Annotated in this window: 2 protein-coding genes (1 of these 2 only partly in view); both read right to left on the reverse strand. The window is 63.8% G+C overall.

Annotated features, from left to right (window positions below; translation table 11 throughout):
- The gene (locus L6D63_RS26925; protein WP_131670067.1) at window positions 1-14,997 is read right to left on the reverse strand and encodes a non-ribosomal peptide synthase/polyketide synthase; all 14,997 of its coding nucleotides are present in this window, start codon (window positions 14,995-14,997) and stop codon (window positions 1-3) included.
- Window positions 14,997-16,962 carry the end of a non-ribosomal peptide synthetase gene (locus L6D63_RS26930; protein WP_131670066.1) on the reverse strand. 10,355 nt of this gene lie beyond the right edge of the window, so only the last 1,966 of its 12,321 coding nucleotides appear in the window; its start codon lies off the right edge, out of view; the stop codon is at window positions 14,997-14,999. Before L6D63_RS26930 ends, L6D63_RS26925 begins: the two co-directional genes overlap by 1 nt.

The raw sequence follows: 16,962 nt of genomic DNA on the forward strand, positions 1-16,962 counted from the left end.
TCAGGACATGACTACTGATTCAACGATCTGGCCGAGCATTTCTTCAGCCTCGGACAGGAAAGTTTCATCGCGCGGGATCTGGAAGTGCCCGCAATCCAGCCATTCGCCGCCCATGCCCGGCTGGCCCAGTTGCGCCGCCAACTCCAGTGCCTCGGCTTCGCGCCCCAATGTCCACCAGCACGTCGGGTTGACGGCCAACGGCGCGCAGCGCTCAAGCTTGAGCGACAGCTGCTTGAGCCGGCGCGCCACGCTGAACACATGCGCCAGTTCATCGGCACCCAGTGCCACGTAAGTCGACGCCCCGCGCTCGGCACTCATGGCACGCTGGAACAGCGCGCGCAGGTTGTGCGGCGTTTCTTCACCGTCGATGGACAAGCCCGGTGCGGCGTCCGGCAACGTCACCTGCAGGAAGTCGCGCAGGTCGGCTTGCCAGTCATCGACCGCCCCGGCGTCGACCGCCGCCGACGGCACGAAGCTGTCGACCAGCCCGACAAACTTGACCTGTTGCCCGGCCTGCTCCAGTTGCGCGGCGATCAACATCGCCAGCGTACCGCCCAGCGACCAGCCCAGCAGGTGATACGGCCCCTGCGGCTGTTTCTGGCGAATCTGCGCCAGATACTCACTGGCCATTTCCTGCAGCGAGGTGTCGTTGAACGCCGGATCCAGCAGCATCCGCGACTGAATCGCCAACACCTGACGCCGACCGCTCAAACGGCGCGCCAGCGGCTCGTAGTCGAACACCGTGCCGAATCCGGCGTGGAGGCAGAACAGCGGCGCCACGCCCTCGACCTCGGCATTCATCGCCAGCAACCCGGAGGCTTTTTCCGCCGTGCCCTGAACGCTGGCCACTAGTTCGCCGATGCTCGGTTTCTGCATCAGATCGCGCAGTTTCAGGCTCAGGCCCTGAGCCTTGAGCGCGCGGCTGCGGGCCACCACTTGCAGGCTGAGGATCGAATCGCCACCCAGTTCGAAGAAATTGTCGGTGAGCCCGACCCGTTCGATTTTCAGCACTTCCTGCCAGATCTTCGCCAGGGCTTTTTCCAGCTCGGTGCGCGGTTCGACGTAGGCCAGACGCTGTTCGACGTCCGGATTCGGCAAGGCCTTGCGGTCGAGCTTGCCGTTCGGCGTCAGCGGCATGCGCTCAAGTACCATCAAGTGTGCCGGCACCATGTAATCCGGCAAGCTGGCCTTGAGTTGCTCGCGCAGACGCTCGCCCAAACCGTCGGCCGGCGTGTCGGTAGCGGCCAGTACATAGCCGAGCAGTTGTTTGCCGCTGACACCCTCGCGGGCCACCACGGCGGCGTCACGCACGCCCGGCTGCTGCTTGAGGCGCGCTTCGATTTCACCCAGTTCGATGCGGAAACCACGGATCTTCACCTGATGGTCGATCCGCCCGAGATAGTCGACGGTGCCGTCGGCACGCTGGCGCACCAGGTCGCCGGTGCGGTACAGGCGACTGCCGTCGGCGCTGAACGGGTTGGCAACGAAACGTTCGGCGGTGCCACCGGCGCGTCCCAGATAACCGCGCGCCAACGCACCACCCAGGTACAACTCACCGGCAATGCCGGCCGGCAGCGGATTGAGGTCGCTGTCGAGCACATAACCCGTGCGCTCGCCGACCACGCTGCCGATTGGCGCATAGGCCGCGCCGCATTGATCGTCGACCGCGGCCTTCCAGATCAGCGGCGTGACCACCGTTTCGGTCGGGCCATAGCCGTTGATGATGTACTGCGGTTGCAGTGCGCGTTTGGCCAGTTCGAAACTTGCCACCGGCACCGCATCCCCGCCGAAGCAGTAGATCCGTACCGGCGGCGGATTGCCGTGCTGTTCGGCGTGTTCGGCCAGTTGCTGCAGGTACACCGGCGGGAACGCGGCCACAGTCACGCCATGCTGATGCAGGGCGTCGAAGGTTTGTTCGGCCGTCCACAGGCTGTCGTCACGAATCAGCAAACGAGCGCCGTGCGTGAGGGTGGTCAGCCAGCGCTCATGCGCGCCGTCGAAGGCGAACGACATGAAGTGCAACTCGCAATCGGCCGCGCTCATTTCGTAACGCTGACCGATCGCCTGGCAGTGCATCGCCAGCGGCCCGTGCGCCACGCCGACACCTTTCGGCTGACCGGTTGAGCCGGAGGTGTAGATCACGTAGGCCAGGTTGCCCGGCTGCACCGCCACCTGCGGCGCCGAATCCGGCTGAGCACGCAGATCCAGCTGATCGAGTTCCAGCACCTGCAGGTTGGCCTGGGTCGGCAGCACCTGACGCAGACTCGAATCGCTGAGCAGCAAGGCGATGCCCGAATCGTGCATCAGATAGCTCAAGCGCTCGCGGGGATAGGTCGCGTCCAGCGGCACATAGGCGCCACCGGCCTTGAGCACCGCCAACAGCGCGACGATCATGTTTTCGCTGCGTGGCAGGGCCACACCGACCCGAACTTCCGGACCGACACCTTCGGCGATCAGCGCATGCGCCAGACGATTGGCCCGCGCGTCGATCTGACCGTAGCTGAAGGCTTGCTCATTGAAGATCACGGCGGTTTGTTCGGCCCGCTGCGCAGCCCACCCGGCAATGCGCTGGTGCACCGGTGTGGTCTGCGCTTGCGCGACAACCTCCGGCGCGGGCGCGACTTGCCCGGTCGGCAGACCGATGCGTCCCAGCGCCTGCCCGGCGTCCTGAACCAGTGCGGTGAGCAGACCTTCCATGTTGCTGCGGATGCCCTCCACGGTCGCCAGATCAAAATGTTCGCGCAGGAACATGTACTCGATCACCAACCCGTCTTCGAGGGTGACCATCAGGTCCATCGGGAAGTTGGTCAGGCCCGAGTTGTTGATCTCGCCAAACGTCAGCGAATCATCGCGCCACTCGCGCAGCGCCTGATCGATCGGGTGGTTTTCGAACACAATGATGCTGTCGAACAGCGACTGCCCGGCACGCCCGCCCCAACGCTGGACGTCGGTCAGCGGGGTGTACTCGCGCTCGCGCATCTCCAGGTTGAAATCCTGCAACTCGCGCAACCAGGCGCCCACGGCCTGCTCGGCCGGCACGTCCTTGATCACTGGCAAGGTGTTGATGAACAGGCCCAGGATCGATTCCGAAGCCGGCAGGCTCGCCGGACGCCCCGCCACCGTGGCGCCGAACGCCACGCAACGCTGGCCGCTGTAACGGCTGAGCAGCACCAGCCACGCGCCCTGCACCAAGGTATTGAGGGTGACCTGCTGCGCCTGGGCAAAGGCTTTCAACTGTTCGGTGCGGGCCTCGTCCAGACGGCTGTACAGCGCCTGGTGACCGCGACCGCTGCCGGTACGCGTCACCGCGTCCGCCAGATAGGTCGGTTCGTCGAGCAGGCTCAGGTGCTGACGCCAGAAACCTTCGCTGGCGTTCGCGTCCTGCTGTTGCAGCCAGTTGATGTAACCGCGATACGGCACCGCGTCGGCCAGTGGTCGTCCGGAATACTGGCTCAGCACCTCACCGATCAACTGCGAACTGCTCCAGCCGTCGATCAGAATGTGATGGTAGGTCCAGATCAACTGATAGCTGTGCTCGCCGACTTGCACCAGCGTCAGGCGTTGCAGCGGTGGCTGGTCAAGGTCGAAGCCCTTGGCCCGCTCGGCATCCGCCAGACCTTGCAAGGCTTCGGCCGAATAATCCCGCTCACGCCAGTCGAGCAGACTGAACGGCAACTGCGGATCGGCGAGCACAAATTGCAGCGGCTCGGCCATGTCCTGCCAAAGGAAACCGGTGCGCAAAATATCGTGGCGACGGCTGACGCTTTCCCACGCGGCTTGCAGACGCAGCGGCTCAAGGCCCTCCACCGGAACGCTCAACTGGTTGACGTACAGGTCCGATTCCGGCGAATTCAGGCCGAGGAACAGCATGCCCTGTTGCATCGGCGACAAGCGATAGAGCCCGTCGAGTTGCCCCGCCGGCAATGGCAGCTGCGCCACTTGCGCCTCGCTCAAGCCGTGCAGCGGCAGGTCGATCAGCACCGGCACCGGCGCCTCGCGACCTTCGGCAGCCTGCACGCACAGGGCCAATTGTTGAATGGTCGGTTTTTGGAACAGGTCTTTCGGGCTCAGCTCCAGCCCTTGCTGACGGGCGCGACTGACCACTTGAATCGAGATGATCGAGTCGCCGCCCAAGGCAAAGAAACTGTCGTGGGTGCTGACCTGCTCAAGGCCCAATACCTCTTTCCAGATCTGCACCAGCGCCTGCTCAATGGCATTCGCCGGTTCGACATGCAACTGCGCGGCGCTGAGTTCCAGTGCCGGCAGGCGCTTGCGATCGATCTTGCCGTTGGGGGTCAGCGGCAACTGCGCCAGCCATAGGCGGTGGGTCGGCACCATGTAATCCGGCAGGGTCGCACCCAGCCAATTGCCGAGGGCTTGCTGCAGTTCGGCCTGTTGTTCGGCGTTGGTGTCGATGATCGCCGGATCGCTCGGCACCAGATAGGCAATCAGTTGCTGACTGCCCGACACTTCGCTGGCGACGACCACCGCTTCACGCACGGCGGCATGCGCCTGCAGACGCGCTTCGATTTCGCCCAGCTCGATACGCAAGCCGCGAATCTTCACCTGATGGTCGATCCGGCCCATGTACTCCAGCTCGCCCTCCTCGCGCAGACGAATCAGGTCGCCGGTGCGGTACAGGCGCTCGCCGTTGCCGCCGAAAGGATTCGGCACGAAACGCTCGGCGGTCATCGCCGCACGTCCCAGATAACCGCGCGTGATGCCGGCGCCGGACAGGTACAGCTCGGCCGAAACGCCCTGCGGCACCGCGTGCAGATCGGCATCCAGCAGATGACTGGCGCTGTGATCAAGGGCACGCCCGATCCGCGCCTGACCGCCAGCACTGCGGCGGGTCCAGGTCGAATAGGTGGTGTCTTCCGACGGGCCATACAGGTCGTAGACGTGCTCGACCGTCGACTGCTGATACAACGCCTCCACCAGCGCTTGTTTCAGCGGCTCGCCAGCGAGGTTGATGATGCGCACGTTCGACGGAATCTGCCCGGCACGCTGCAGCGCGGCAATCGCCGACGGCACAGTGTTGATCAAACGAACTTGATCGCGGGCCGGCAAGTGCGGCAGCTCCAAGGCATTACGGGCGATGATCAGCGAGCCACCGTTAGCCAGAGTGACAAACAGCTCCCACACCGACAGGTCGAAGCACACCGACGTCGAGGCCAGTACGCCTTGAATGTCGTCGCGGCTGTAGACCTTGGCCGACCAGTCGATCAGCGCCATGACGTTGCGATGGGCAATCGCCACGCCTTTCGGTTTGCCTGTGGAACCGGAGGTGTAGATCACGTAGGCGAGGTTATCCGGCTGCACCGCAGTCTGTGGTGCAACAGCCGAATAGCCGCTTAGCGAAACCTGATCCATCAGCAGCACTTGGGTATTGCCCGGCACGCTCAGGGTCGCGGCAACGGCCCGCTCAGTCAGCAACACCCGCGCCCGACTGTCTTCGAGCATGTAAGCCACGCGATCCGCCGGGTAGTCCGGGTCCAGCGGCACGTAAGCGCCACCAGCCTTGAGCACCGCGAGCAAGGCGACCAGCAACTGCTCGGAACGCGGCATTGCCACGCCCACGCGCACTTCCGGGCCGACACCCAACTCAAGCAGTTTGTACGCCAGCCGATTGGCCTGGGCGTCCAGTTCGGCGTAGCTCAGTTGCTTATGGGCAAAGGTTACCGCCAAGGCATCCGGGTTAGCTGCCACTTGGCGGGCGATGGCTTGATGGATGCACAGATCGGTGGAGAAGTCGGTATTCACCTGCGGGCTGTGCTCGATAAGGTTCAGCTCGCTGAGCGAACGCTGCCCCGACTCGCTCATCTGCCCGAGCAAACGCTGCAGATACCCGGCCAGTTGCACCACGCTGTGCGCGGCAAAGCTTTCGCACTGGTAGCTGAAGTGCATCGACAATTCGTCGCTCAAGTGCACCAGCAGCGTCAGCGGGTAGTTGGTCTGCTCGTGATTGTGGATTTCACCGAAGCGCAGTTCTTGTGGTGCGCCCTGCGCCAGCGCCTCGGACACCGGATAGTTCTCGAACACCAGAATGTTGTCGAACAGCGCCTCACCGTTGCGCTCGGCCCAACGCTGAATATCGAACAGCGGGGTGTGTTCATGTTCACGCAAGGCCAGGTTCTGCGCCTGCACGCTCTGCAACCATTCGCCAACGCTCGATGAGGACTGCGGGCTGGCGATGACCGGCAAGGTGTTGATGAACAGACCGATCTGCTGCTCGACCCCTTTGAGTTCAGCCGGACGCCCCGCCACCGTGGCACCGAACACCACACACGGCTGGCCGGTCAGGCGCTGCAACAGCAGCAGCCAGGCCGCCTGAATCAGCGTGTTGAGGGTGACTTTCTGCTGGCGCGCGAACTCGCCCAGACGCCGCGTCTGTTCAGCGTCGAGCACGCAGAAATGTTCGCCATGACCGTCACGCGGTGCATCGCCGCGCTGCGCCTGCAACGCTTGTGCGAGCAAGGTCGGCGCTTGCAAGTCAGCCAGTTGCGCGGTCCAGTAACGTTCGCTGGCCTGCACGTCCTGGCGCTGCAGCCATTCGATGTAATCGCGATAACGCCCGGCCAGTGGCGGTTGGGCAACCCCGCTGTAGCGTTGCAGGACTTCGCCGAGCAACTGCGAGTTGCTCCAGCCGTCCATCAGGATGTGGTGGTTGGTGTAGATCAAGTGGCAGCGCTGCTCGTCCAGCCGCACCACGACCATACGCAACAGCGGCCCCTGGCTCAGGTCGAAACCTTGCGCCTGTTCGGCAGCCGCCAGTGCATTCAGATCGCTCTGGCAAGCGTCGCGAGCACGCCAGTCGAGCACGCGGAACGGCATGTCCAGCTGCTTGTGCACCACCTGCACCGGACGCGCCAGTTCACCCTGCCAGACAAAACTGCTGCGCAGGATGTCGTGGTTGTCCACTGCTGCTTGCCAGGCGTGCTGGAAGCGTTGCGGATCGAGGCCTTCGACATCGAGCCGGACCTGGTTGATGTAATCGCCGGTGGCCTGCTCGTAGAGGCTGTGGAACAACATGCCCTGCTGCATCGCCGACAGCGGATACACATCGGCGACCTGGCGTGGCGCCAGCGGGAACTGGTCGAGCTGCGCCTGCGTCAGGCCGGCCAGCGGGAAGTCCGACGGGGTCAGGCCTTCGACGCCCGGGGTCAGGCAATGGCCGATCAACGCTGCGAGTTCTGCGGCGTAATCTGCGGCCAGGGCTTCGATCACCGCGCTGTCAAAACGCTCGCGGCTGAACGTCCAGCCCACCCGCAGCTCGCCGCCATACACTTGACCGTTGAGGGTCAACCAGTTGCCCAGCGGCGCCTCCGGGCTCTGATCAAGGCCGGCGTTGTCCGGCGACGGCACGAACAGCGCAGCGTCATCGCCGGCGAAACTGCCGTCGAACTGCCCGAGGTAGTTGAAGGTGATGCGCGGGCTCGGCAAGGCCTGCAGGCGCTGCTGCGCTCCGGCATCACCGAGGTAACGCAAGGCACCGAAACCGATGCCCTTGTTGGGGATCGAGCGCAGTTGTTCCTTGATCTGCTTGATCGACTCGTCAAGCGTGTCTGCCGGCGTCAGGCGCACCGGGAACAGGCTGGTGAACCAGCCCACCGTGCGGGTCAGATCGACGCCGTCGAACAGTGCTTCGCGACCATGGCCTTCGAGCTGGATCAGCGTCGACGCCTGCCCGCTCCAGCGGCCGATGACCCGCGCCAATGCCGTCAGCAACAGATCGTTGACCTGGGTGCGGTACGCCGCCGGGGCCTCTTGCAGCAGTTGCCGGGTCAGCTCGGTGCCGAGGCGGGTTTGTACGGTCTGGGCCAGACGATTGTCCTGGCTGGCATCAACGCGCTTGCACGGCAGATCGGTGCTCACATCGCTCAGGCAGGCCTGCCAATAATCCAGTTCGGCCTGCAACGCCGGGCTGTTGGCGTAGCGCTGCAAGTGCTCGCCCCAGTCCTTGAAGGCACTGGTCCGGGACGGCAGGCTCAACGGCTGATCGTTGAGCAGCTGCTGATAAGCGTTTTGCAGGTCCTCCAGCAGAATCCGCCACGACACGCCGTCCACCGCCAGGTGATGAATCACCAACTGCAACCGCTGCGTGCCATCGGCCAGAGTCGCCAGCACCGCACGCAGCAACGGCCCGTGTTGCAGATCGAGGCTGCGCTGGGCGCGATTACCCAAGGCTTCAAGGGCGGCGGCATCAGCAACGTCTTCCTGCCAAAGCAGGTTCTGTGGCAGCGCTTCGACCGCGCGGTGCTCGGCCTGCCACACGCCATCGTGCAGGGTGAAGCTCAGGCGCAAGGCATCGTGATGGGCCACCAGGGCGCGCAACACTTGCTCGATTTTCTCAGCGTCCAGCGTCTGCCGCGGTTGCAGCAGCACCGACTGGTTCCAGTGATGACGCTGCGGAATTTCGTCGGCGAAAAATTGCTGCTGGATCGGCAGCAGCAACGCTGCACCGCTTGCGGCTTGCTGATCAATGCTCGATTCGTCGCCACCCCACTGCGCGACCAGCGCCAGACGCTGCACGGTCTGGTGCTGGAACAGGTCTTTGGGATTGAGGCGAATGCCGGCCTGACGGGCGCGGCTGACCACCTGAATCGAGATGATCGAGTCGCCGCCCAGTTCGAAGAAGTTGTCGTGGATGCCGACTTGCGGCAGCTTCAGCACGTCCTGCCAGATCGCGGCCAGCCCCTGCTCCATCGCGCTTTGCGGCGCCTGATAGGTCTGCTGCGCCTGACTGGCGTCCGGCGACGGCAAGGCGTTGCGGTTGAGTTTGCCGTTGGCGGTCAACGGCAATTGCGCCAGCAGCAACAGGTGCGCCGGGACCATGTGGTCCGGCAGATTGGCCTTGAGTTCGGCGCGCACGCTGTCGCGCCACAGCGCCTGTTCGGCCGGACTTGCGTCGAGCAGCGCGGCGTCACCGGGCACCAGATACGCCACCAGTTGCTGACCGCTGAGCCCCGGTTGCGCCAGCACCACAGCCTGGCGCACGGCAGCCTGTTCCAGCAGTTGCGCTTCGATCTCGCCGAGTTCGATACGGAAACCGCGAATCTTCACCTGATGATCGATGCGCCCGATGTACTCGATCACGCCGTCGGCGCAGTAACGCGCCAGGTCACCGGTACGGTACAGACGCCCGCCATCGGCGGCGAACGGGTCGGGAATAAAGCGCAGGCTGGTCAGGTCCGCGCGGTTCAGGTAACCGCGAGCCAGGCCGGCACGACCGATATACAGCTCACCGATACAACCTTTGGCGACCGGGTTCAGATCTCCGTCGAGCAAGTACCAGGACAGGTCCGGGATCGGCTCGCCGATCGGACTGCTGGCGTCACGCTGCAAGTCGGCCAGCGTAATCGGCCGGTAGGTCACGTGCACGGTGGTTTCGGTGATGCCGTACATGTTGATCAGTTGCGGTGCCTGATTGCCGAAACGCTCGAACCACGGGCGCAGGCTCTTGACCTCCAGCGCCTCGCCGCCGAACACCACGTAACGCAGCGCCAGTGCTTGCGCCGCGTGCTCCGGGGCGCAGGCCACTTGCATCAATTGCTTGAACGCCGACGGCGTCTGGTTGAGCACGGTGACGCCTTCGCGGCAGAGCAAGGCGAAGAAATCTTCCGGCGAGCGACTGACCTCATAAGGCACCACCAGCAGTTTGCCGCCGTACAGCAGTGCCCCGAAAATCTCCCACACCGAGAAATCGAAAGCGTAGGAATGGAACAGGCTCCAGACATCCGTGGCGTCGAAACCGAACCACGCATCAGTGGCCTCGAACAGGCGCAGCACGTTGCGATGGGCCAGCAACGTGCCCTTCGGTTGACCGGTAGAACCGGAGGTGTAGATCACGTAAGCCAGGTTGTCCGGGCTCATGCGCACCTGCGGATTGCTATCGCTGTAGCCTTCCAGACCATCACGTTCCTGATCGAGCATCAGGCTGCACAGCGAATCCGGCACCGGCAGACGACCGAGCAGATGACTTTGCGTCAGCAGCAAGGCGATGCCGCTGTCGCCGATCATGTAGCTCAGGCGTTCTTCCGGGTAGGTCGGATCCAGCGGCACATAGGCGCCGCCGGCCTTGAGAATCGCCAGCAGGCCGACCAGCATGTCGAGGCTGCGCTCCACCGCCAGACCGACGCGCACGTCCGGGCCGACACCGCTGGCAATCAGCTTGTGGGCCAACTGGTTGGCGCGGCTGTTCAGCTCGCCGTAGCTCAGGGACTGCCCGGCACAGCTCACGGCAATCGCTTGCGGGGCGCGGGCGGCTTGTTGTTCGATCCGCTGATGCAGGCACTGCTCGCTCGGGAAATCGCGGATGGCCGGGTTCCACTGCTGCAAGGTCGCCGCGTGTTCGGCGGCGTCATGCAGCGGCAGTTCGGCAATGCGCTGAGCGCAGTCGGCGACGATGCCTTGCAGCAGACGGGTCCAGTGCTGCGCCAGGCGTTCGATGGTTTCGACGTCGAACAGATCGGTGGCATAGGTCAGCTCGGCCCAGACGTTGTCGCTCGATTCAAAAGTGTTCAGGGTCAGGTCGAACTGCGCGGTACTGGACGCCCAAGGCAAGCCTTCAATCGCCAGTTTTGGCAGACGCGTGGCGCCCTGCGCCTGACGCACCTGGCTCTGATGGTTGTGCATCACCTGGAACAGCGGGCTGTGGCTGAGGCTGCGTTCCGGTTGCAGCGCGTCGACCAGTTGCTCGAACGGCAGATCCTGATGCGCCTGCGCACCCAGCACCGTATTTTTCACTTGCTGCAGCAGGCTGCGGAACGTCTGCTGACTGTCGAACTCGGCCTTCAGTACTTGGGTGTTGACGAAGAAGCCGATCAGGCCTTCGGTCTCGACCCGGTTGCGGTTGGCCACCGGCACCCCGACGCGGATATCGACCTGACCGCTGTAGCGATGCAGCAAGGTCTGGAACGACGCCAGCAACAGCGCAAACAGCGTGACGTTCTCGCGCTGCGCCAGTTGCTTGAGCGCGGTGGCCAGTTCGAGGCTCAGCGGGATCTCGCGACGGGCGCCGCGATAGCTCTGCTCGGCTGGACGCGGACGGTCGGTCGGCAACTCCAGCAGCGGTTGATCGCCAGCGCCGAGTTGTGCGGTCCAGTAGCTCAATTGACGCTCGCGTTCACCGGCGTCCATCCACTGTTTCTGCCACGCGGCGTAGTCGGCGTATTGCACCGGCAGCGCCGGTAATTGCACGCGCTGGCCCTGGCTGTGGGCGGCATACAACGCCACCAGCTCATCGACCATGACATTCATCGACCAGCCATCGGCAACGATGTGATGCAGGGTGATGACCAGCGCGTGGTCATCGGCGGCCAGGCGCAGCAGTTTGACCCGCAACAACGGGCCTTGCTGCAGATTGAACAGGTGCAGGGTTTCGGCGGCGGCCAGCGCTTGCAGCGCCGCCTCGTCGAGATCCGCTGCCACCTCCTGTACCTGCAGATCGAGCGTGCCATGAGCCTGGATCACTTGCAGGGTCTGCCCCTGTTGTTCGACGAAGCAGGTGCGCAGCGATTCGTGGCGCTCGATCAGCGCGTCGAAGCTGCGCTGCAACGCCGGCAGATCCAGCTCACCGCGCAGACGCAACGCCGCCGGCACGTGATAAGCGGTGCTGGTCGGTTGCAGTTGCCAGAGGAACCATTGACGTTCCTGGGCATAGGACAGCGCTAGCGGTTGCAGACGTGGCAACGCAACAATCGGCGGCTCCTGATGCGCCTGATCGACACCCAGCGCGGCGACAAAATCTTCCAGCGTGCTGTGTTCGAACAACGTGCGCAGCGGCACCTGCACGTTCAGCGCCTGACGCACCCGCGAGACCACTTGCGTGACCAGCAACGAGTGGCCGCCCAGTTCGAAGAAGTTGTCGCTCAGGCCTACGCGATCAAGCTTGAGCACCGCTTGCCAGATCTCGGCGACGCTGTGTTGAGTGGCGGTTTGCGGGGCGATGTAAGTCGATTGCAGTTGGCTGGCGTCAGGTGCCGGCAAGGCTTTGCGGTCGACTTTGCCGTTCGGCGTCAGTGGCAGTTGCGCGAGGAACAACAGGTGCGCCGGCACCATGTATTCCGGCAGTTCGGCCTTGAGGCTGGCTTTCAATTCGGCGCGCAGTTCGCCTTCATCAAAAGCGTCGGCGGTCGACACCACATAGCCGACCAGTTGCGGTCCGGTCGGGCCGTCCTGAGCGACTACGACGGTTTCGCGCACGCTGTCGAGGGCGAGCAAACGCGCTTCGATCTCGCCGAGTTCAATCCGGAAACCACGGATTTTCACCTGATGGTCGATCCGCCCGATGTACTCGATCACGCCTTCGGCGCGGTAACGGGTCAGGTCGCCGGTGCGGTACAGGCGCGCGCCGGATTGCGAAAAGGGATCCGGGACAAAACGTTCGGCAGTCAGGCTCGGGCGCTGGAAGTAACCACGAGCGAGGCCGTCGCCGCCGATCAGCAATTCCCCCGGGGCGCCGAGCGGATTGAGCTCAAGGTCGCTGCCGAGGATGTACAACGCGGTGTTGTCGATCGGTGTGCCGAGGAATGGACGGCTGTTGTCCGCACTCAAGGCGTGCTGCGCCGACCAGATGGTGGTTTCGGTCGGGCCGTAGAGGTTCCACACGCTCGGCGTCAGTGCGAGCATCCGTTGCGCCAGTTCCTGCGGCAGCGCTTCACCGCCACAGAGGAACGTGCGGCCCGCCAGGATGGGCGCCTGTTCGTTGTCCAGCAGCATGCGCCAGGTCGAAGGCGTGGCTTGCAGCGTCGTCACGGCGTGACGCTCGATCAGTTCGAGCACCGCTTGCGGGTCTTGATGCACGTCCTTGCCAGTCAGTACCACACAAGCGCCGGCCAGCAATGGAGCGTAGATTTCCAGGCCGAAAATATCGAATGAGAAGGTGGTCAGCGACAGCATGCGATCCGTGGCCACGATGCCCGGCTGCTCGATCATGCTCGCGACAAAGTTGCTCAGCGCCGCGTGGCGCACCATCACGCCTTTCGGTTTGCCGGTGGAACCGGAGGTGTAGATCGTGTAGGCCAGGTGCTCGCCATTGACTGCAACGTCCGGCGCGCTCTGTGGATAAGCCGCCAGCCACTCGCGCGGTTGATCCAGCAGCAGCGTTTGCACGCCCGGCGGGATCGGCAACTGCGCCTGCAAATGGCTTTGGGTCAGCAGCAATGGCAGGCCGCTGTCCTCGATCATGTAGGCCAGGCGATCCTGTGGATACGCAGGGTCCAGCGGCACATAAGCGCCGCCGGCCTTGAGGATCGCCAGCAGGCCGACGAGCATTTCCACGCTGCGCTCGACGGCGATACCGACCAATTGATCCGGGCCGACACCGGCCTCGATCAGCTTGTGCGCCAGTTGACTGGAGCGGGCATCCAGCTCGGCGTAGCTCAGCACGTGTTCGCCGATGATCAATGCAGTGGCTTGCGGCGTTTGCTGCGCACGTCGGGAGAAATCCTGCTGCACGCATTCGGCTTGCGTGCTGCGGTCAGCGATGCGCAGCCAATCCTGCAACAGCACGCCGTGTTCGGCGCTTTCCAGCAACGGCAATTCGCCGACGCGCTGGCTCGGTGCGGCGACGATGCCGCGCAGCAAGTTCTGCCAGTGACGCGCCAGGCGCTCGACGGTTTCAGCTTTGAACAGATCAGTGGCGTAGATCAGCTCGGCGGCAAAGCCGTCGCTGGACTCGTAGGTATTCAGCGTCAGATCGAACTGCGCGGTGCGCCCTTCCCACTGCACATCCTCGACACTCAGTTGCGGCAACTGCGCCGCGCTGCGGCCTTGGTCTCGGCTGGTCTGGTGGTTGAACATCACCTGGAACACCGGGCTGTGGCTCAGGCTGCGCTCCGGTTGCAAGGCTTCGATCAGTTGCTCGAACGGCAGATCCTGATGCGCCTGCGCAGCCATCGCCGCCTGCTTGACCTGAGCCAGCAACTGGTTGAACGGCAACTGCCCGCTGACCTCGGCATTCAGCACTTGCGTGTTGACGAAGAAGCCGATCAGGCCTTCGGTCTCGACCCGGTTACGGTTGGCGGTCGGCACCCCGACGCGAATCTGCGCCTGTCCGCTATAGCGATGCAACAACGCCTGGAACGACGCCAGCAGCAGCATGAACAGGCTCGCACCTTCGCGCTGCGCCAGCTGTTTGAGGGCATTACCGAGGTCTGCCGGCAGGTTCAGTTCCAGCCGCGCACCGTGCAGGCTTTGCACGGCCGGACGCGGGAAATCGATCGGCAGTTCCAGCACCGGCTGCTCGCCGTCCAGGGTCTTGACCCAGTAGGCCAACTGGCGCTCACGCTCGCCCGCTTCCAGCCAGTGGCGCTGCCAGATCGCGTAGTCGGCGTACTGTATTTCCAGTTCCGGCAGGCTCAGCGGCTGCCCGGCGGTGTCGGCGGCGTAATGCTGGATCAGCTCGTTGACCAGGACTTTGATCGACCAGCCATCGGCGATGATGTGGTGCTGGATCAGCACCAGCACATGGTCGTCTTCCGCCACTTTCAGCAGCGCCACCCGCAGCAGCGGGCCCTGCTGCAAATTGAACGGGCGTGCGGTTTCGCTCTCGACGAAGGCCTTGATCGCGGCGCCTTCACCGGCGGCGTCGAGGCCCTCCGGCAATGGCGTCAGGCTGATGCTCAGCGGCAGCGGCGGATGAATCACCTGGCAAAAGCTTTCACCCTGTTCGGCAAAAGTGGTGCGCAGGCTTTCATGGCGCGCCGCCACTGCGTTGAAGCTGCGCTCCAGCGCTGCCACATCCAGCCGGCCCTTGAGGCGCAGGGCGCTGGGGATGTGATACGCAGTGCTGTGCGGGTCCATTTGCCAGAGGAACAGTTGACGTTCCTGAGCATACGACAGAGGAATCGCCGCAAACCCGGAACGTGTTTCCGGGATCGGCAGGTTGGCCGGAGAGACACCCTCTTCGAGCATCTTTTCCAGGTACAGCTTACGTTTGTCCAGCGGCAGAGTGATAAAGCGCTTGGCTACCCTCAAAGCAACACTCTTGTCCATCAGACTTCCTCCATATCGTCAAGCAGGGCTTCCAGCTTGCTCAGTTTCTGTTCGTTGATTGCCCCGCCTCCTGTATCGAGTCGAGCGACAAAATCGCTCAGGACGGGGTGCTGGAATAACAGTTGCGGGGTCAGCGTCAGGCCCAGTTCCAGGGCCATGCGCGACACCACGTTGACCGCCAGCAGCGAGTGCCCGCCGAGTTCGAAGAAGTGATCGTTCAGACCGATGCGTTGCACTTCGAGCACTTGCTGCCAGATCGCCGCGACCTGTTGCTCAAGCTCACTGTGCGGCGCGACATACGCGGCCTGCATCTGGCTGGCATCGACCGCCGGCAGGGCCTTGCGGTCGAGTTTGCCGTTGGGGGTCAGTGGCAACTGCTCAAGGAACAGCAGGTGCGCGGGAATCATGTAGTCAGGTAACGAAGACTTGAGGCCAGTCTTTAGTCCCTCGCGCAGTTGCCGCTGCGCGTCGCCGTCGTGCATGTTCAATTGCGGGGCAACCACATACGCCACCAGTTGCGCACCGCTGTCGCTGTCGACGGCCAGCACCGCCGCTTCGCTGACCGTCGGCTGGGCGAGCAATCGCGCCTCGATTTCCCCCAGTTCGATGCGGAATCCACGAATTTTTACCTGATGGTCGATCCGGCCCATGTACTCCAGCTCGCCCTCCTCGCGCTGACGAATCAGGTCGCCGGTGCGGTACAGGCGCTCGCCGTTGCCGACGAAAGGATTCGGCACGAAGCGCTCGGCGGTCATTGCCGCACGCCCCAGATAACCGCGCGTGATGCCGGCGCCGGACAGGTACAGCTCGGCCGAAACCCCTTGTGGCACCGCGTGCAGATCGGCATCCAGAAGATGACTGGCGCTGTAATCGAGCGCACGCCCGATCCGCGCCTGACCGCCAGCACTGCGGCGGGTCCAGGTCGAATAAGTGGTGTCTTCCGACGGGCCATACAGGTCGTAAACGTGTTCGACCGTCGACTGCTGACACAACGCCTCCACCAGCGCTTGTTTCAGCGGCTCACCCGCCAGGTTGATGATGCGCACGCTCGGCGGAATCTGCCCGGCACGCTGCAGTGCGGCAATCGCCGACGGCACGGTGTTGATCAGGCGCACCTGATCGCGCGCCGGCAGGTGCGGCAGCTCCAAGGCATTACGGGCGATGATCAGCGAGCCGCCGTTGGCCAGGGTGACAAACAGCTCCCACACCGACAGGTCGAAGCACACCGACGTGGAGGCCAGTACGCCTTGAATGTCGTCGCGGCTGTAGACCCTGGCGGACCAGTCGATCAGCGCCATGACGTTGCGATGGGCAATTGCTACGCCTTTGGGTTTGCCGGTGGAGCCGGAGGTGTAGATCACGTAGGCGAGGTTGTCCGGAGCGACCGATGTTTGCGGCGCGCTGCTCGGATAATCGCTCAACGAAAGCTGATCCAGCAGCAGCACTTGGGTATCGCCCGGCACGCTCAGGGTCGCGGCAACGGCCTGCTCGGTGAGCAATACCCGCGCGCGGCTGTCTTCGAGCATGTAGGCCACGCGATCGGCCGGGTAATCCGGGTCCAGCGGCACATACGCACCGCCAGCCTTGAGCACCGCGAGCAAGGCAATCAGCAACTGCTCGGAACGCGGCATGGCCACGCCCACGCGCACTTCCGGGCCGACACCCAACTCAAGCAGTTTGTGCGCCAGGCGATTGGCCTGGGCCTCCAGTTCGGCGTAGCTCAGTTGCTTATGGGCGAAGGTCACCGCCAAGGCATCCGGGGTCGCCGCCACTTGATGGGCGATGGCTTGATGGATGCACCGCTCGGTAACGAAATCGCCGTTCACCGGCGGGCGGTGTTCGATCAGGTTCAGTTCGCTGAGCGAACGCTCACCGGCATCCGCCATCTGGCTCAGCAGACGCTGCAGATGCGCGCCCAACTGCGCCACGCTGGCCGCCGCGAAGCTGTCGCGCTGATAACTGAAA

It is taken from the genome of Pseudomonas parakoreensis, from assembly GCF_021602155.1.
Classification (GTDB): Bacteria; Pseudomonadota; Gammaproteobacteria; order Pseudomonadales; family Pseudomonadaceae; genus Aquipseudomonas; species Aquipseudomonas parakoreensis.

Excerpts from the sequence above, each read along its gene's own strand:
- L6D63_RS26925 (WP_131670067.1), bottom strand. The coding sequence starts at position 14,997 with ATGGACAAGAGTGTTGCTTTGAGGGTAGCCAAGCGCTTTATCACTCTG.